We start from the raw sequence: 18589 nt of genomic DNA on the forward strand, positions 1-18589 counted from the left end.
AGAACTTATCCTATCTAGCGAGCCGACTATCATATCATAATGATTTGGTTTGTCAAGCTTTTTTATAATTTGTTTCAATGGGTTAGCCAGGTTTGTTATATGTAATTGACATATAAGTTGTTCCGGTTCTCCCTAATAAGGTGCGTATTATAGACGCTTATTTTAATTAGTCAAGAAGTTATTTTTATTTAGTTTGAAAGTTTTATCAGTCTACTTAAAAGTAGTTTGATGTGTTCTTTCTCGCTAATGGATGTTTATTCAGTGCCAAAACACTTTCTAAACGCCCTTCCCTTTCGACTGGGTGGCATTATACGCGCTTTTAGTAGGGGGTCAAGGGGGTTTGAAAATTTAAATTGATATATCTTCTAACCCCTTGATTGCTTAGGAATTAAATCTCATATTTTGGCTTTAGTCTTACATTTTACTCTTTAAGGTGGTTACGATACCTGATAATGCATAGATGATACCGATGGCTAAGATGCCCACTGGGATATCATATAAGATGATACTCATGACCAATACGCCGATAATAAGCACCACAAATGGCACTTTCTTTTTATCGAACTCTTTAAAGCTATAGTATTTGACGTTACTGACCATCAATAACCCGCAGATAACTACCCATGCCGCAAATAGGAACATGATGCCAGTATCGTATTGACCGACCCATTCATTATGATCGACCGCAACCATTACCGCAGCCGTAACTAAGATAGCAGCAAGCGGACTTGCCAAACCGACGAAGTACTTTTTATCGACTATACCAACTTGCACGTTAAAACGTGCTAAGCGAAACGCGGCGCAAGCGGTAAAGACGAAGGCGCAACCAAGACCGATACGGCCTAACGGCTCTAAAGCAAAGCTATAAATCAGAATTGCAGGCGCAACGCCAAAAGCCAACATATCAGCGAGTGAATCATATTGCTCGCCAAAAGGACTTTGGGCATTAAGCATACGCGCAACACGCCCATCGGCACCATCAAGGATAGCGGATAAGAAAATCGCCAGTGAGGCTTTGTAAAACTCGCCTTGGGTACTGGCTAAAATAGAATAAAAACCCGATAGCAAGGATAAAGTGGTGATAAGATTGGGCGCTAAATAGACACCGCGACTGACCACGCGCTTGCCCTCGGCGACCTCTGCTTCAATCACCTCAAAGGTTAAGCCATCATAATTGTCATTATCCGCTAGGCGAATATTGAACTCATGCTCATCGACAAAAGGCGGCTGGGTGGCAGCACTATCTTGTAATAGTGGCTCTTTTACCAAACCATCATTCATAACCTTGTCGGTTACCAGACTGTCCTTTGCAAGGCTATCTTTGCCCATGCTACTTGATGATTGATTCGTCGTCATAACGATATCCTTATTCGCCGACCAGCCAGCGCACATTGGTGGCACTATCGGGAGACATGTCTGGGGCATCTGCAACTTTTAATACTGGCTGTAAGAAACGCAAAATCTCACGCGCATGATTGTCAAATTGCCAAGGCGGATTGATAACGAGTAACCCTGTACCATTTAAGCCGACAGCGATGTCGTTAGGATAGATATTGAGCTCGCAGACCAATTGACGTCTCATTTCAGTCCGTTTTAGCTTTTTGTAAAACAGCTCAACCGCTTCCATGTTTTTAATTGGGTACCATAACGCGTAAGTACCTTGTGGCCACTTATTATAAGAATGTACCAATAAATCAATCAGGCGGGTAAAGTCTTTATGCTCTTGCTCGTAAGGCGGATCAAGGAAAATCAGACCGCGCTTCTCTTTTGGTGGAATCACCGCAGCAATACCTTCAAACGCATTGCGATGATGAATACCGATTGGCAACTTATGTAGCTGATAATTCAAAGCATCATATTCGCTCGCTTTGGCTTCAAACGCTTCGCCGCGCACGCCAGCATCAGGGTTTTTTTCAATATGATGGGCAACCCACCACGGTGAACCCGGATAGACTTTTTTGTCATAGGTGAAACGGGCTTGTTTAATGCCTTCCATATAGTCTTTGACCGCAGCCGGTGCTTTTTCGACGTCAGCTTTTACTAGAGCTTGGATACCGCCTTTGGCCTCACCTGTTTTGCGCGCCTCTTCACTGCCGAGCGAATACAGTCCACGACCGCCATAAGCATCAAGCACATAAAAAGGTTTGTTCTTTTGCCCCAATTGATTCAGTAGTTGTACCAATAAAATGTGTTTAACAACATCGGCAAAGTTACCAGCATGATAGGCGTGTTTATAATTCATAAGATCAAAAGTTTAAATAAGAAAAATTGCATCTATGGTAGCATAGGCAGAGTAAAAGATAACGATGGTTTTGGTAAAAAGGCATGGATTGGCTGTGTATTGACAGCGAATGACATGTTTATTGATAACGGCGAGGCAAAATGACGCAGATTATTAGCAATCTTGAGGTAACACAGTTAGTCGTCGATCATCCAATTGGAGCGGATAACCCGCCACTACTATACCCACCTAGCGATGACGAAAGGCAAACGCCGCTCACTCAGCATGAATTACAATTCTCCGACTTCGATATTGGTTGGCAAGAGAAGCTAACCGATAAACAGTTAGATAAATTTGTTGATGATGGCTGGATGATTATTGACGATGTGTTTGATGATAAAGCGCTACTGGCTTTGCAATCTGAGAGCGGTTTTATTGACTATCGTGATGCCGAGCTGACGGCTGGTATTCGGGTTAGCGATATTCGCGGCGACCGTATTCGCTGGATTACCGAAAACTTCTTTGCAGGCTACTATTATTTGCAAAGCATCAATGCGCTTGCTGCTTTATTCAATCAAAGCTTGTTTGCTGGTATTCGCCATAGTGAGGCACATTACGCTTGTTATCCGGTGGGTTTTGGCTATCAATGGCATAGCGATAACCCGGCTGGACGTGATGAGCGCGTTATCTCGGCGGTATTTTATCTCAATGATGATTGGAGCGATAGTGACGGTGGTACTTTAGAAATTGTCGATAAGCATGGCATTCATCATAATGTCATGCCTGTCGCCAATAGACTGGTCATATTTGATAGCGACCTACAACATCAGGTGCAAATCGCTCATCGTCAGCGTTATTCTATCGCGACTTGGATGCGCCGTGATGGTCTGGTGCCTTTTGTTGAAGACGATATTTAACATTCATCAGCTATTACTTTTACTTTAAATAAGCCTTGTTACTTAGGGACAATGACAATGCATAAAACCTTATTTAGAAGCTTTCTCTTAATTATTAAGCTCCCTCTGATTGTTAGCTGCGAGACGCTTAATCCTCAAGCCCCTACTCAACAACACAATGAGTTCTTTTTTACCTATTATTTGCCAAAATCCACTCCTGAAAAACCTCTAATAATTAATCCGACCGCTCTTACTACTGAATTCAAGTATGAGGATGGGTGTCTACTTGCATTTGATGGAAGCAGATGGATGACACCTGTATTTCCCGAAGGACATGCAATTTTTGATAGTCAGAATAAGACTTTAAAACTATTAGGAACAAGTTATAAAATGGGTAATGTCATTTCTGCAGCTGGCTATGTGCGTGCTTACAACAGTGACAAAGTTGAGAATTATAGTAATACCCCAGCCGAAAAGTGCATTACAGAGTATCTAGCAATATATTACGGCGATTATGAAAAAATTGACTTGGATAAAAACTAAATCTTTCCAGACCTCAAATTATAAACATCAAAACAACATATCTAGGACTGTCATGAGTTTAGAAAATAATAGTAAAACCCATCAACAACAAACCTTAGAATTAAGTATCGCCCTACTTGAGCGTCCATCCGTCACACCAGATGATGATGGCTGCCAAGATATATTGTCAGAACGTCTGCAACAAGCAGGGTTTAACTGTGAGTTTATGTATTACGGTGATAGACAGGCAAAAGGCGAACACGCTGAAGTCAAAAACCTTTGGGCGCGCCGTGGCACCACTGATCCCGTTATTTGTTTTGCTGGTCATACCGACGTCGTACCAACGGGCGATGAGAACAATTGGACCTATCCGCCATTTACGCCAACCATTGCCGATGGTTATTTATGGGCGCGCGGTGCAGCTGACATGAAAACCGGTATTGCAGCCTTTACCGTTGCCGCCGAGCGTTTTGTCGCTAATCATCCTAAGCACAATGGCTCTATTGCGATGCTTATCACCGCAGATGAAGAAGGCCCGTCCATCAATGGCACGGTGAAAGTCATTGAAACCTTAGAAGCGCGTAATGAGAAAATTACCTATTGCCTTGTTGGCGAACCATCAAGTACCGACACCCTTGGCGATATCATTAAAAACGGCCGCCGCGGCTCATTGGGCGCAGAGCTTACCGTCACTGGCAAACAGGGTCATGTTGCCTACCCGCATCTGGCTTGCAATCCGATTCATGCGGCAATGGCGGCGTTAGCAGAATTAACCAATGCCACTTGGGATAACGGTAATGATTACTTCCCTGCAACTTCTTTGCAAATCTCTAATATCAATAGCGGTACGGGCGCAACCAATGTCATCCCTGAAACGCTAAAAGTTATCTTTAATTTCCGCTTTTCTACAGAAACGACGGAAGAAGAATTAAAAGCAAAAACTCATGCTATCTTTGATAAATATTTTGAAAACAATAAAGCCAGTTATGATATCCATTGGAAATTATCCGGTCAGCCATTTTTAACCCCTGAAGGTAAGTTGGTTTCTGCCTGCCAGCAAGCTATTAAATCTGTGACCGATGTTGATACCACGTTATCTACATCCGGCGGTACTTCAGACGGACGCTTTATCGCGCCAACCGGTGCGCAAGTGGTTGAGCTTGGCGTACGTAACGCCACGATTCATCAGGTCGATGAAAAGGTAGAAATAGATGACTTAGGCAGGTTGGCTCAGATCTATGAAGGAATTTTGGAGAATTTGTTGTTAGATTGAAAATTTTTATCAAATATTTGAGGATATGCTGCCATGATTCAATTTAACCCTATGACGCTCGCCTTTACTGTTTTCCTGATTGCGCTATTAAATGGCTGTAACGCCTCATCATACGAACCAGTAAAATCTGAACCTATAGGTACGGTAGTTGAGCAAAAAAAGATTCATATTGATTGGTCAAAAATTGATACTAAATCTGATATTTCTGTCGACAATACACCACGAGATGTCGACTACCCAGACCATATTGTCAGTTTAGCAAATGCCGTTAATAGACCTGTCGCTGATATTTATCGTCATGAAATGGTATATGGTTCAGCAGAGGTACAACAGTTCGTGGAGCAAGTAAAAGCACAACTTGGTCATAGCTATGTTGACATTTACGGTAATGGCGATGGTCTGCCGAAATATTTTATCGTCACGCGACAGAATGTAGTCGCTGACAATTACGAATATGTCATTAAAAAAGGCGAGCTACGCGGCTTTAGCATAGCTATTGAAATATTACCAATAGCGGATAGAAGTCGCGCTCAGATGCTAGATATTTATAATAGCCAAGAAGATATAGAAAAAATTGATAAAATCATCAAAAAGTACGGCGGCGAGATGCAGGGCTTAGGCTTTACGCCTATGGGGTTTAAAATTGTTATCGATACTTACTTTCAGAAGCCTCTAACGACTACGCGCCATACACAAATAGAAAATGAGTTAAAACAGTTAACAGGTGTGAATGTAGAAGTTAGACAAACGGGCAGGTTGATGTTCTAAATTTATTTTTGAAATTATCAGATTGGTGGATTACAAGTTAGCTAACCCACCTTTATACTTAAATAATCTACTCAATCCCAATATAGAGATCTACTTGCCCATACTCTAAATTACCATCAATATAGTGCTCAAAATCGACATTATAAGTGCGAGTATGCTCACAGCTTGGGTCGTTGAAGTACTCCCACGCCTTCTCCCACGCATTCATGACTGTATTAGGCATATTGCCTGTTTCAGAAAAGACTAAGTATTTCCCTGCAGGAATGGCTATTGTTACAAGATTGCTCGTATTAGCGACCGCCCCATTATCCGGCTGCGCCTGCTCATTGTCCACTTCCCAACCAGCGACAACATCAAACGCCCCTACTAAATCAGCACTTTCATAATTGTGGTAGATACCATAAATATCCTGACCTTCAGGCAAATCACCCATGTAGTTTTGATAAAACTTTTGCCATAACCGGCCCAATTTTGCCGTTTCGTGGCTGATTTCAGCGTGATTGGTGGTGCGTACGCTAATACCCTTGCAAGCTATCGCTTCGGGTAGCTCTTTAATTTGTGATGTCATGATGCTGCCTGCCCTGTTGTGCTATGTGATTTTTATTTTATGCGCGATTAAATGAGCAAAACTGCCTTAATCCGCTTCATCAATCCAATTCATTTGAATGGCTTCTAAGATACCCTCATTTGATTTTTGCGGATCATCATCAAAACCTTCTAATTCCGTTACCCAGCGATGCAAATCAGTAAAGCGAATGTACTGTGGATCGGTCTCGGGGAATTTTTCATAAAGCTCAATAGCGATATCTAAGCTGTCTGTCCATTTTAGTTTTTGCGGGGTCATGGTAGCTCCTTAACTGTTATTTATTTTATAGCTTGTATCGAACTGCGGGTCAGTTTGACTTGTTACGCGTCTAATCATTTACTTGGTAACTTACTAACCCCTATCCTATCAAACTTCGCTAACCGTTTATAGACAAGTTCGTTATGCGGTCTTTGTTGCGTTAGCTTTTTGTCTTGTTTCTGCAGACTTAATCGCTACTTGATGCTGATTCCAAGAATCAATGACCTCATTTGTCTGCTCACCTGTCATATCCAATATCTCTGGTGCACATTTGCCCTTTTTATCGGTTAAGACAAATTTGGTCATACCAACACCCATTAGCTGATTTTTTACAAAAAAGCGGCTTTCAAAATAGACGTATTTTTTATCCCAGCCGACAAGCGTACTATTTACCGACATTTTATTCAGGAATTTAATTTCTTTGAGATAGACCATTTCTTGCATGGCAATAATCCAGCCGAGATTTTTAATCCCCTTTTGATGACAGCAGGCCATCAGCCATTTAGTGATGTTTAACTCGATAAAAGACAAGTAGCGATAGTTGGGCAAATGGTCGCGAAAACCCATGTCGTGTGGCAATACGCGATAGTGGCGTACAATTGGTTTGGTTAATGTCTCGACACTTAGGTGTTCATTAGCCGTTTGCTGTTTCAGCTGCTGCTTTAATAAGCTGACCATAATAAAAAAACGTATCAACATGTTCATAAAGGAAGTCTCTGCACGGTTATTATGTATTAATGATGAGTAAATATAGCTTCGATAAAGGCTGCCTACCTTAACGCAAAAAAAGCCACCTCAGTGACTTTTTCGTGAAAATATTATTAGTAGATGATTAGCAATTAATGACCGCCGCCATTGATACTACGTACCATCTCTTCAACCATTTTCTTGGCATCACCAAAGATCATCATGGTTTTGTCCATGTAGAACAAGCTGTTATCTAGACCTGCATAGCCCGTGCTCATTGAACGCTTGATAACCATGACCGTCTGCGCTTTGCTGACTTCTAAGATTGGCATACCAAAGATTGGTGATGATGGATCATCTTTTGCCGATGGATTGACGACGTCGTTGGCACCAATGACTAAAACTACATCGGTACTGGCAAAGTCGGAGTTAATCTCATCCATCTCAAGAATGTCATCATAGGGCACGTCAGCTTCCGCCAATAGTACGTTCATATGGCCTGGCATACGACCAGCGACCGGATGAATGGCAAAACGCACATTGACACCTTCCTCTTTTAACAGCTCATACAATTCTTTGACCGCGTTTTGAGCACGGCCCTGCGCCATACCGTAGCCCGGTACAATCACCACACTGCTGGCATTAGACATGAGGAAACCTGCGTCTTCTGCCGAACCGGCTTTGTAGTTTTTAGGTGCGCCATCATCTGCACCTGTAGCGGCAGCTGTCGTACCCATACCACCAAACAAAACGTTTAGTAGAGAGCGGTTCATGGCTTTACACATGATGTAAGATAAAATCGCGCCTGATGAACCAACGAGCGAACCTGCGATAATCAGCATCGAGTTGCCAAGGGTAAAACCGATACCCGCTGCTGCCCAACCTGAAAACGAGTTCAATAGCGACACAACCACGGGCATATCACCGCCACCGATTGGCGCAATCCACATCCAACCAAATATCACGGCCAATACGGCCATCGCATAAAAAGCTGGCAATGAATCGGTCATAAAATAGACGATACCAAAGCCAATCATCGCGATAAATAAAATTGCTTGTACTGGCTTTACCCAGCTGCCTACTAGGGTTTTTGCCCAACTTTTTGCGGCCAATTTACCAAAGGCGAAAACAGACGCTGAGAAGGTAATCGCACCAATAAAGCAACCGATAAACAGTTCAGCACGGGCGACTGCGCCATGCTGTTGCTCAGTATGCAGTACGGTCGCTAAGGCAATCGCCACCGCCGCCAAGCCTACGAATGAATGCATTAAAGCAACCGTTTCTGGCATTTGGGTCATGGCGACCGTTTTTGCTTTCCACATACCAACGAGTGCACCCAATACCATGGCGCCGATGATTAACCACAGCACAGGACCTTCAGCTAAGAAAAAGGTGGTTGCGACCGCAATTGCCATCGCCACCATACCAAAGCGGTTGCCACGAATGGCGGTTTTTGGACTAGAAAGACCACGCAAGGTTAAGACAAAAAGGATAGCACCGATTAAGTAAAACCAATCCGCATTTGCTGCAATCATATTTGTTAAATCGCTCATGCATCGCCTCCGCTTTCAATCGTCGCAGTTTCAAGCACTGGCGCTTTTTTTACTTTTGGCTTAAACATCGCCAGCATACGCTCAGTCACCGCAAAACCACCAAAGATATTGATACTGGCTAAGAATACCGCAAAGGCACCGAGCAAGCTGGTTGGGGTAAACATCGCGCCGTCAATGGTGACGGTTTGTAGCATCGCGCCGACGATAACGATACTTGATAAGGCATTGGTTACTGCCATCAATGGCGTGTGCAATGCTGGCGTGACGCCCCAAACGACGTAATATCCGACGAAAATAGCGAGCACGAATACCGTGAAAATCGCTACAAACGGTGTGCTACTCATGGCCGCACCCGCTGGCGCTGCCGCTAAAATAGTGGCAATCATCTAATCCTCCTAAAAATTTGTTCGTATCTGGCAAATGTAAGGTAATGAAATTCGAGACTGGTTGTTTAAGGCTTAGCGTTTAGCAAGACGTACTTGATTGTCATGCGTCACCGCTAACGCCCCTTGAATCTCATCATTCATGTCTAAATTCAGTGCCAGCGTTTTCGCTGAAGCGTCGTCTTTAGCTGCAGGAGCCATCAAAGTAGTGATAAAATTAACAAGGTTATTGGCATATAAATCTGAAGACTGCGCCGCCAGTTGTGATGGGATATTGGCTGCCCCGACGATACGTACACTGTTTGGCGTGGTAATGGTTTCATCAGGCACACTGCCTTCGACGTTGCCGCCTGTACCAGCGGCCATATCAATCAGTACTGAACCGGCTTTCATTTTGGCAAGCGTTGCCCCGTGCACCAAGCGCGGCGCGTTACGTCCAGGAATCTGCGCCGTGGTAATGACGATATCTGCGTTGCTCAAGGCTTTATCTACGACAGCAGCCTGATCTTTGATATATTGCTCAGAGGGCGTCCATGCATAACCGCCCGTGGCTTTGGCTTTTTGCGCTTCGTCTTCGCTCATTGGCACGTCAAGCCATTTACCACCAAGCGATTCCACCTGTTCTTTGGCAGCAGGTCGCAAGTCACTAGCTTCAACAACGGCGCCCAAACGCTTCGCCGTCGCAATCGCCTGCAAACCTGCAACCCCGACACCTAAGATAACCACTTTGGCAGGTTTAACCGTACCCGCTGAGGTCATAAACATCGGAAATGGACGCGAGTATTCATTAGCAGCAAGCAATACCGCTTTATAACCGGCAAGGTTGGCTTGCGATGACAATACGTCCATATTCTGCGCACGTGACAAAGTACGTGGCAATAACTCCATCGCAAAGACGGTTGCACCTTTGGCCGCATAAGTATCTAGCTGGCTATTGCGATATGGGTCAAGCATACCAATGACCACTTGACCGGCTGTTAAATGCTCAGTCACCGCTGCTGGCAAATCATTGACGGTAGTAATAATTTGCGCTTGGTTGACGACCTCGGTACTACTATTGGCAATATCAGCACCCGCTGCCTGATACAACTCATCAGCGTAATACGCCGCTTGACCTGCACCTGACTGAATGACGACTTCAAACCCTAGTTTACGTAATTTTTTTACCGCGTCTGGGGTTAGCGCTACCCGTTTTTCACTCGCGCTATCTGCACTAATAACACCAATCTTCATACCGTCTCCTTACTTACGTCAAATGACTATACTCACGTTTAATGACTATCTTTTAACACCCGCAACGCATCTTTAAAAAGCACAGGGGACAAAAAAATCTTTGGTCACGGTTGGTTAAGAACTTAAGACCAAAGATTATCAATTTAATAAATGATAGCTTCTTTGCCATCATGCCTTTTTATTATAGAGATAACATCTGCAAACTTTCATTGTCTAATGATGACCCACAAGTAAAATAAAAAGTTAGGCATTTACACCATCATCATAACTTTTATTGTTATATTAAAAACTTTTATTTTTTCCAAAAGCGCGCAAAGCCTGTAAGCTATTAGCTCACGACAAATATAAAAACCGGCTTAAGATTTGACATATGTCTACGATGACGCTTAAAAATACAAAACCGCTACGACTAAGTCAAGATAAAATACGGCCTAACGTATAATAAGAAAACTTGGCAGCTAGATAGAACACCAACTCATTCACTATAAATAAGGAATAACCATGTATTTTTTACTCTCCCCTGCCAAATCGCTTAACGAAAAAGATGCTGTACCAGTCAATCTCGGCAACTACTATAGTCAGCCCGAGCTGATTGAGCATGCGCAAGTGCTCATGAAAAACTTAAAAGCAAAAGAGCCGATTGATTTGCAAGAGCTGATGAGTATCTCTGACGATTTGGCGCAGCTCAATGCTAAGCGCAATCAAGACTGGGCTTGGAGTGTAAATACTCCCTTTACGGGCGACAACGCCAAACCAGCGGGTTATTTATTTGATGGGGATGTTTATAGCGGGCTTGATATGTATCAGATGGACAAAGATACTGCTATTTACGTTAACGAACACTTGGGTATTTTATCAGGTCTTTATGGCGTGCTAAAACCGCTCGATTTAATTCAACCTTACCGTTTAGAGATGGGCACCAAGCTAAAAAATGAGCGCGGGGATAATCTTTACGAATTTTGGGGCGAAGAAGTGACTAAAACAATCAATGCGCGCATGGCAGATAGTGAGGACAAAGTTTTAATTAATCTTGCTTCTAATGAATACTTTAAGGTAATAAAAAAGAAAGCACTAAATGCACAAATCATCACGCCAAGATTTGAAGATGAGAAAAATGGTCAATATAAAGTGATTAGTTTTTATGCCAAAAAAGCACGCGGACTGATGGTGAAATACGCAGCGGATAATAAGCTGACCAACGCAGAGCAGCTAAAGCAGTTTGATTTAGCAGGCTACTATTATGTCGATGAGCTGTCTGACGATAAAACGTGGGTGTTTCGTCGGGATGAAGCAAGTCAGTAGTCTTCAAACAAACAAATAATTTGCATAAAAAAACCCCGATAAGCTTAGCCTATCGGGGTTTTGTTTCAACTAGGTTTAACAAGTACGTTATGACAAAGTCATACTTCTAGCGAAAAGCGACTTGTCTATACAGACGCGCAGAAATAGTACTCATCATATATTCCGCGCGTCTGACAAAGAAAATAGAAAAATCGCTTTGTAGCAGAAGTAAAATTACATCATACCGCCCATGCCACCCATACCGCCCATGCCACCGGCAGCACCCATGCCAGCCATACCGTCATCACCTTGCGGTAAGTCAGTAATCATGACTTCAGTCGTAAGCATGAGACCTGCTACAGATGCGGCGTTTTCTAGTGCTGAACGTGATACTTTTGCTGGATCAAGGATACCCATCTCTAACATATCACCGTATTCGCCAGAAGCTGCGTTGTAACCGTAGTTACCGCTACCGCTCTTGACTTCGTTAACCACAACTGAGGCTTCTTCGCCTGAGTTGGTCACGATTTGACGTAATGGCGCTTCCATCGCACGGCGAAGGATTCTAATACCCGCATTTTGGTCGTCATTATCGCCACGTAGCTCAGACAATGCATTCATCGCACGAACGAGGGCAACGCCGCCGCCAGGGACAACGCCTTCTTCAACCGCTGCACGAGTCGCATGTAGCGCATCATCAACGCGGTCTTTTTTCTCTTTCATTTCAGTTTCAGTTGCTGCACCAACTTTGATAACGGCAACGCCGCCAGCAAGTTTTGCCATACGCTCTTGCAGCTTTTCTTTATCGTAGTCAGACGTTGATTCTTCAACTTGACGCTTGATAGATTCAACACGGTTTTCGATGTCCGCTTTATTACCAGCGCCATCAACAATTACGGTATTTTCTTTACCGACAGTGACTTTTTTAGCCGTACCCAATTGCTCTAAAGTAGCAGTCTCTAGGCTTAGACCAATCTCTTCAGAGATAACCGTACCGCCAGTTAGCGTTGCGATATCTTCTAGCATGGCTTTACGGCGATCGCCAAAACCTGGTGCTTTAACCGCACAAGTTTTTAGACCACCACGCATGTTGTTTACAACTAAAGTAGCCAATGCTTCGTTTTCAACGTCTTCAGCAATGATCAGCAACGGCTTGCTTTGCTGCATGACTTGCTCAAGTAATGGCACGATTTCGCGGATATTGCTAATTTTTTTGTCAACAAGCAAGATGTAAGGGTTTTCAAATTCAGCGGTTAAGCTGTCTTGCTTATTGGCAAAGTACGGGCTGATATAACCACGGTCAAACTGCATACCTTCAACCACTTCCAAGGTATCTTCAAAGCTTGAACCTTCTTCAACCGTAATAACGCCTTGCTTACCAACTTTTTCCATCGCTTGGGCAATCAGCTCACCAATTTTGGTATCTGAGTTGGCAGAGATAGAACCCACTTGGGCAATCGCTTTTGAATCATCAGCTGGGGTTGATAGCTCGTGGATTTGCTCAACCGCTGCACGTACCGCTTTATCGATACCGCGCTTAAGATCCATTGGGTTCATGCCAGCAGCAACTGACTTCATGCCCTCAACCAAGATTGATTGTGCCAATACGGTTGCAGTCGTTGTACCATCACCAGCAACATCGTTGGTACGGCTAGCCACTTCACGGACCAATTGTGCGCCCATGTTTTCAAATTTGTTTTCAAGCTCGATTTCTTTAGCAACCGAAACACCATCTTTCGTGATGGTAGGTGCGCCAAAAGATTTATCGATAACCACGTTACGACCTTTCGGGCCTAAAGTTACTTTTACCGCATTTGCTAGAACGTTTACGCCGTCCATCATTTGTTTACGGGCATCAATGCCGAATTTTACGTCTTTTGCCATGTTAAATTACTCCACTATTATAAGTATGAGAATGCAATGAAAGGTTTCAATGATATTTTTTATAAATGCTCTTGGGTATAACTGTTGTTGGCCAAAAATCGTTAGCCAAAATTTCCCTATTGGCAATTAGCCTTCTAGCACACCCAGTACGTCTGATTCTTTCATAATCAATAGCTCTTCGCCGTCAACTTTTACCGTTTGACCCGCATATTGACCGAACAAGACTTTATCGCCAACTTTTACATCTAACGCGCGAGTTTCACCGTTGTCACGAATCTGACCGTTACCGGTTGCTAGCACTTCACCTTGAGACGGTTTTTCTTGAGCTGAACCAGGAAGCAAGATACCACCAGCCGTTTTTGTTTCTTCTTCGATACGGCGGACGACAATACGGTCATGTAAAGGACGAATATTCATCGATACGACTCCAAAATTTGGTTAGTTAACATAAAGGTTTATTTGAATGAATGATCTCAATACCAAGATCTAGCAGAATGTCTGCTTAAAAACAGCATTCTTTAGATAAGCTTTGAGCTTGTATCAGAAAGTGGGGGCAAAGCAATTTTGCTTCAAGTGTAAAGCCCAAAAATTTACAAGAATTTTGCACATCCTTACCTATGCAAGCACTACTGAGAATGATAAATAGTCCATTGATTAAATTGCACGCTATTAAAGGCTTTGGGATTGTTATAAAACAACAAGCCTTCCATCAAATAATAAGGAGAAAATGAGCGCTTATAAATGAAGCTTTTAGCGGTATCAGCCAATTAACTTCCATATTTCTCACCAAGCTTACAGCAAGTTACGGCCTGTGCCCGCTTTAGCAAAGCCAGCAACATTAACTACAATAGCCTAACGCTTCACTTTGTCCCTGCCCTTGAAAATGTAACAGAGTATGACAATATATAAGGGTGAGCACATAACAATCCCTATAAATAATAGTTAAATAAAATACAGTAGCTTTAATCGAAGCTGCGAATACAGCTTGAAACCAAATTAAGGAATATCCATGAGTTTTTTATCACAAAATAAACAATCCCTAACAACCTATTCTAATAACCCGAAACGCAGCAATTCTAAAATTTTAACCGCCTTAACGACTGGCGTGAGCATTGCTGCGATTGGAGCTTTAAGTATGACCGCACCTACCCTTGCCAGCGCCAAGAGCGTTGAGCCCTCAAGCGCGAACTATAGTTTCACCATTGAAGATAAATATAAAGGCACGGCCACCCGTACGTTGAATAAATCTGGTAATACGTGGAAATACAATGTCAATGCTCGCGTTGCTGGGGTTGCCACCGCCGCGCAAAATAGTACCTTTACTATCAACGGTAATAATGTGGTGCCGACCCAAGCCAGCACCACTTATAAACTATTGGGCGTTGGTCGTACGCACAAATTGGACTTTAATCCAAGCAGTAAAAAGGTAGTAAGTAACTATCGCGGCAAGTCGACGACGATGAATATGGCGCAGCAAGCCTTTGATGATTTGAGCCTTGAGGTGCAAATTCGCCAAGATTTATTAAACGGTAAATTCTCTGGCAACTATTACATGGCGAAAAAAGACAAAATTGAGAAAACGCCTTTTAAAAAATCAGGCAATACTAAAATCACCGTACCAGCTGGGACGTTTGATACCGTGCGTGTCGACCGCGTGCACGATGACAATAGCCGCTCGACCAGTTTTTGGTTGGCGCCAAGCTTAGATTATCTGCCAGTTAAAGTCAGTCAAATTAACGATGGTAAAAAGATGGACTTAGAATTAACCAAAGTTAATTAAGCCCTTATCTTTGTATAAATGGTTAACGTAAAAAAGCGGCGCTCCAATTAGAGCGCCGCTTTTTTGTTATCCGTATAAAACTGTCTATGAGAATTTTAGCGAGAACGTGGCTGTTTAACGACATTGTTCATTGACGGTAGGCGTTTTAACAAGATAAATAACCAGACGTTGATGGTAAATAATAATACAAAATCAAGCAAATAGACCATTATCTCCGCCCAACTACTGCCATAAATGCGGGTAAATAACACCACCCCACTCGCGCCAAGATAAACCAAGGTAAACATACTGTCTATCAATAGCGCATAAGGCGAACGCCCGCGTAACATCGATGGCGTCAAGACCAGCGCCGGTAGCAACCATAATGCTTGCCAAGCGATACCACCAACGATATCGGGACGACTAGGATTAAAGACGCTGATTAAAATCGGCAATGCCAATAATCTAAACGCCAGCCAAACCAACCACGTCACCATCAAACGCTGACGTATGGGCGCTATCGGCTTTTGCGCATTAACTATCTCAGGCGTTTTTGCTGCGGGCGTATCGATATTACTGTCCTGCTTGGAGTGATTAATAGCCATGAGAGATATGTATTTCCTAATTGATAACAGCAAGCGGCAATAGTTAGAGGTCAATTCACTAGATAGTAATTAACGCTTCCAATTGGCTTGCGCTAAGGCAGACGCGGTAATTGCCAAACGCCGACCTTGGGCAATCGCCAGCTCGCGCTCATCTGCCGATACCGGTTGGTCGTGTAACGCGCCGCTGACATGACTTGCGCCATAAGGCGAGCCACCACGCTGCGTTCTATTTAACGCAGGCTCAGCATAAGGGACGCCCACAATCATCATGCCATGATGCAATAGCGGCATCATCATCGTCAGCAAGGTCGTTTCTTGTCCGCCGTGCATCGAACCGGTAGCCGTGAATACCGCAGCGGGTTTATTTTGCAGATTGCCAGCCAGCCATAGGGTGACGGTATTGTCCCAAAAATACTTCATCGGTGCGGCCATATTACCAAAGTGCGTCGGACTACCAAGGGCAAGCCCGCTACAATCTTTTAAATCATCCATGGTGCAATAAAGGTCGCCTTCATCAGGAATGGCAGGCTTAGTTGCAGTGGTTTCAGGCGCGACGGTCGGCACCGTACGAATACGCGCCGTCATCCCAGCGTCTTCAACACCTTGAGCAATGGCATATGCTAATGTCTTAGTCGTACCATAATTTGAATAATAAAGCACCAAAACATAAGGGGCGGTCTGACTCATTAGCAAAACATCCTTACAAAATTGTTAAAATAAAATGTCAAAGGCGCGTCAACCATACTATGAATGACCCGCATGAATAATAGATGTGCACATTATGCCCGAGTCATGCACTGACAGCAAACAAAGCCCATTTAGCAATGGCGTTTTGTAGATGCTATAGACAACCATATAAACCAACGCTGACTCAGTGCATTTTGACACAATTCAATGGCAGATTCTGCACGCTTACTTTTGTTACACTATTCGCACTCTTATTGCCGTTAAATGGTTGTCATGGAAAATTTATTAAAAAAAATCCCTTTTTTACACCAACGTTGGTTTCAGTTTCTCCGTTTTTTGACGCGGCACTTTTTTGAAGACAACTGCCAACAAAAAGCCGCCTCGCTAACTTATACGACGCTATTATCGATTGTACCTATCTTAACGGTACTATTGATGATTTTGTCGTCAGTGCCAGCGCTTGCGTCGGTCAGAGCGCAGATTTATGAAGTGATATATAGCAACTTGTTGCCGCAATCGAGCTTGCAGGTCAGCAAATATATCAATAACTTCGCTGAAAAGTCATCTAATCTGACCATCATCGGTTCGATGGTATTGTTTTTTACCACCATCATGACTTTGACCACCATTGAGCGCGCTTTTAACCAAATCTGGCGGGTAGAAAACCGTTCTGGCGGCATGAAAAGTATTCTGCGCTACTGGACGATTGTGACGTTAGGTCCACTGATTCTAGGCACAGCATTTATTGTCTCAAGTACGGTGCAAAGCTTAAGTTTCTTAAACCGACAAATCGCCGGCTACGGTATCGACTGGTCGTTTTGGATTCAAGTCGTCTCTATTGCGGTCACGGTGGCTGGTTTTATCAGTATGTACTGGTTTATACCCAAAGCGCGTGTCCCTGCAAAAAATGCGGCGATAGCGGGTGTCTTTGTGGCGATTATTTTTGAGTTAATGAAGAATCTTTTTGGTACGGTCATGGCGAATTTTACCAGCTACGAGGCCATTTATGGGGCGTTTGCCGCGCTGCCAATCTTTTTATTATGGATCTATCTGTCGTGGAATTTGATTTTGCTCGGCGTTGAGATTAGTTATACCTTGACCATTTTTGAGACCGAAGAGGTTTATCCGCGCCACCCGCTCCTAAGTTTGCTCGATATGTTAAATCTCGTTTATACCCATCATTTAAAAGGCGAAGCGGTGAGCGAGCAAGCGCTGCGTAATGTCCTAGGGCGCAAAGAGCTGCCGAAATGGTATACCTATATTAACTATCTACAAGACAGTAATCTTATCACCATGACCGAAGAAGAAGATTATGTGCTGAAAAAAGATTTGAGCAAAATGACCTTGTGGGATTTTTATCGTACTCTGCCTTACCCTTTGCCTATCAAAGATGAGCTTGATGAGATGAGCATCGAAGACCAAAAACCTTGGCTGAGCTTATTGGTTGATCGCTTTGAAAATACAGAAGCCTATGCCAAACAGCAATTGGCTTTACCATTAAACATGATTTTCGCTCATAGCGAACCCCGTAAAAAATCTGAGGAAAATGCAGCAAATTCAACTAAAAATACTCGCTCTAAACTCTTTAGAAAATCTAGTGAGGCAACCCCTAACCACCTATCTAAAAAAAATAAAGATAGGGATAACGTCACGCCGGACTTTGATCCTATCGCTTATGATAAAGACAGCGACGTAGAATGCGATGAGAATAACAATGAAATTCTCATTCCTAAAGATATTGGCGACAATAAAGTCTCTAGCTCTGAACCTAGAGTAGGAAAAAGAGACGATATTATTACGGAAGCAGATAAGCCTATAATAAAGTAAGCTTATGTTAAGTAAGCTAACTATCATTTTTTATCTTCGTTACAACATATAAATAAGCTCCTATCATAGGGGCTTATTTTTTACTAAATTTTTAAACGATCCTATTTATATGGTAAGGTAATTCCTTTTAGGCTTCGTTATTTAGTGAGGCAATAGCACGGCTTTT

Annotated in this window: 19 protein-coding genes; 7 read left to right on the forward strand and 12 right to left on the reverse strand. The window is 43.1% G+C overall.

Translation table 11 applies throughout. The features are described 5' to 3' along the window. Positions 1-414: 414 nt before the first annotated feature. Both pssA and A7325_RS08150 read right to left on the reverse strand, forming a co-directional pair. A complete protein-coding gene (pssA, locus tag A7325_RS08145; RefSeq protein WP_068406760.1) occupies positions 415-1356 on the reverse strand; it encodes a CDP-diacylglycerol--serine O-phosphatidyltransferase in 942 nt (313 codons plus the stop codon). A 10-nt stretch (positions 1357-1366) separates the two neighbouring features. Beyond that, positions 1367-2242, reverse strand: coding sequence for a 23S rRNA (adenine(2030)-N(6))-methyltransferase RlmJ (locus A7325_RS08150; protein ID WP_068406761.1), 876 nt, complete (start codon positions 2240-2242; stop codon positions 1367-1369). A gap of 140 nt (positions 2243-2382) precedes the next feature. Here A7325_RS08150 and A7325_RS08155 point away from each other — a divergent pair, with 140 nt between their 5' ends. Genes A7325_RS08155 through A7325_RS08170 form a run of 4 tightly spaced genes read left to right on the forward strand, consistent with a single transcriptional unit; the run spans position 2383 to position 5680 of the window. Continuing rightward, positions 2383-3138 (forward strand): 2OG-Fe(II) oxygenase, encoded by a 756-nt coding sequence (locus A7325_RS08155; RefSeq protein WP_068406764.1) that lies wholly within the window; start codon positions 2383-2385, stop codon positions 3136-3138. Between the two features lie 57 nt (positions 3139-3195). Continuing rightward, positions 3196-3660, forward strand: a complete 465-nt coding sequence (locus A7325_RS08160; RefSeq protein ID WP_068406768.1) for a hypothetical protein — start codon at positions 3196-3198, stop codon at positions 3658-3660. Positions 3661-3712: 52 nt separating this feature from the next. Then, a complete protein-coding gene (gene dapE / locus A7325_RS08165; protein WP_068406770.1) occupies positions 3713-4912 on the forward strand; it encodes a succinyl-diaminopimelate desuccinylase in 1200 nt (399 codons plus the stop codon). Positions 4913-4945: 33 nt separating this feature from the next. After that, positions 4946-5680 (forward strand): hypothetical protein, encoded by a 735-nt coding sequence (locus A7325_RS08170; protein WP_068406772.1) that lies wholly within the window; start codon positions 4946-4948, stop codon positions 5678-5680. Positions 5681-5747: 67 nt separating this feature from the next. Here A7325_RS08170 and A7325_RS08175 read toward each other — a convergent pair whose 3' ends face one another. The 6 genes from A7325_RS08175 to A7325_RS08200 form a co-directional block, all read right to left on the reverse strand. After that, on the reverse strand, positions 5748-6248 hold the full coding sequence (locus tag A7325_RS08175) for a GyrI-like domain-containing protein (RefSeq protein ID WP_068406775.1): 501 nt from the start codon (positions 6246-6248) through the stop codon (positions 5748-5750). A gap of 66 nt (positions 6249-6314) precedes the next feature. Further along, positions 6315-6524, reverse strand: coding sequence for a Fe-S cluster assembly protein IscX (gene iscX, locus A7325_RS08180; protein ID WP_021812734.1), 210 nt, complete (start codon positions 6522-6524; stop codon positions 6315-6317). Between the two features lie 141 nt (positions 6525-6665). Continuing rightward, entirely contained in the window at positions 6666-7229 is a 564-nt protein-coding gene (locus tag A7325_RS08185) for an acyl-CoA thioesterase (protein WP_068406778.1), read from the reverse strand. A 134-nt stretch (positions 7230-7363) separates the two neighbouring features. Continuing rightward, positions 7364-8764 carry an NAD(P)(+) transhydrogenase (Re/Si-specific) subunit beta gene (locus A7325_RS08190; RefSeq protein WP_068406781.1) on the reverse strand — a complete coding sequence of 467 codons (1401 nt, stop codon included), beginning with the start codon at positions 8762-8764 and terminating at the stop codon, positions 7364-7366. Beyond that, entirely contained in the window at positions 8761-9108 is a 348-nt protein-coding gene (locus tag A7325_RS08195) for a proton-translocating transhydrogenase family protein (RefSeq protein WP_197488891.1), read from the reverse strand. Before A7325_RS08195 ends, A7325_RS08190 begins: the two co-directional genes overlap by 4 nt. Before the next feature lie 114 nt (positions 9109-9222). Then, complete coding sequence (locus A7325_RS08200) at positions 9223-10380, reverse strand: NAD(P) transhydrogenase subunit alpha (RefSeq protein WP_068406789.1); 1158 nt, start codon at positions 10378-10380, stop codon at positions 9223-9225. A gap of 501 nt (positions 10381-10881) precedes the next feature. On the opposite strand from A7325_RS08200, the gene yaaA reads away from it, so the two are divergent. Beyond that, on the forward strand, positions 10882-11682 hold the full coding sequence (gene yaaA / locus A7325_RS08205; protein ID WP_068406791.1) for a peroxide stress protein YaaA: 801 nt from the start codon (positions 10882-10884) through the stop codon (positions 11680-11682). A 213-nt stretch (positions 11683-11895) separates the two neighbouring features. Here yaaA and groL read toward each other — a convergent pair whose 3' ends face one another. Together groL and A7325_RS08215 are read right to left on the reverse strand one after the other, a co-directional pair. After that, the gene (gene groL, locus A7325_RS08210) at positions 11896-13545 is read right to left on the reverse strand and encodes a chaperonin GroEL (RefSeq protein ID WP_068406798.1); all 1650 of its coding nucleotides are present in this window, start codon (positions 13543-13545) and stop codon (positions 11896-11898) included. Between the two features lie 126 nt (positions 13546-13671). After that, positions 13672-13962 (reverse strand): co-chaperone GroES, encoded by a 291-nt coding sequence (locus A7325_RS08215; RefSeq protein WP_068406801.1) that lies wholly within the window; start codon positions 13960-13962, stop codon positions 13672-13674. 592 nt (positions 13963-14554) lie between these two features. On the opposite strand from A7325_RS08215, the gene A7325_RS08220 reads away from it, so the two are divergent. After that, positions 14555-15325 carry a DUF3108 domain-containing protein gene (locus A7325_RS08220; RefSeq protein WP_068406802.1) on the forward strand — a complete coding sequence of 257 codons (771 nt, stop codon included), beginning with the start codon at positions 14555-14557 and terminating at the stop codon, positions 15323-15325. 95 nt (positions 15326-15420) lie between these two features. On the opposite strand, the gene A7325_RS08225 is transcribed toward A7325_RS08220, so the two are convergent. Continuing rightward, positions 15421-15909 carry a hypothetical protein gene (locus tag A7325_RS08225; protein WP_068406803.1) on the reverse strand — a complete coding sequence of 163 codons (489 nt, stop codon included), beginning with the start codon at positions 15907-15909 and terminating at the stop codon, positions 15421-15423. Positions 15910-15978: 69 nt separating this feature from the next. After that, complete coding sequence (gene wrbA / locus A7325_RS08230; protein WP_068406807.1) at positions 15979-16596, reverse strand: NAD(P)H:quinone oxidoreductase; 618 nt, start codon at positions 16594-16596, stop codon at positions 15979-15981. A 273-nt stretch (positions 16597-16869) separates the two neighbouring features. On the opposite strand from wrbA, the gene A7325_RS08235 reads away from it, so the two are divergent. After that, complete coding sequence (locus tag A7325_RS08235; protein WP_156508517.1) at positions 16870-18423, forward strand: YihY family inner membrane protein; 1554 nt, start codon at positions 16870-16872, stop codon at positions 18421-18423. The last annotated feature ends 166 nt before the right edge of the window (positions 18424-18589 follow it).

It is taken from the genome of Psychrobacter sp. SHUES1, from assembly GCF_001652315.1.
Lineage (GTDB): Bacteria > Pseudomonadota > Gammaproteobacteria > Pseudomonadales > Moraxellaceae > Psychrobacter > Psychrobacter faecalis.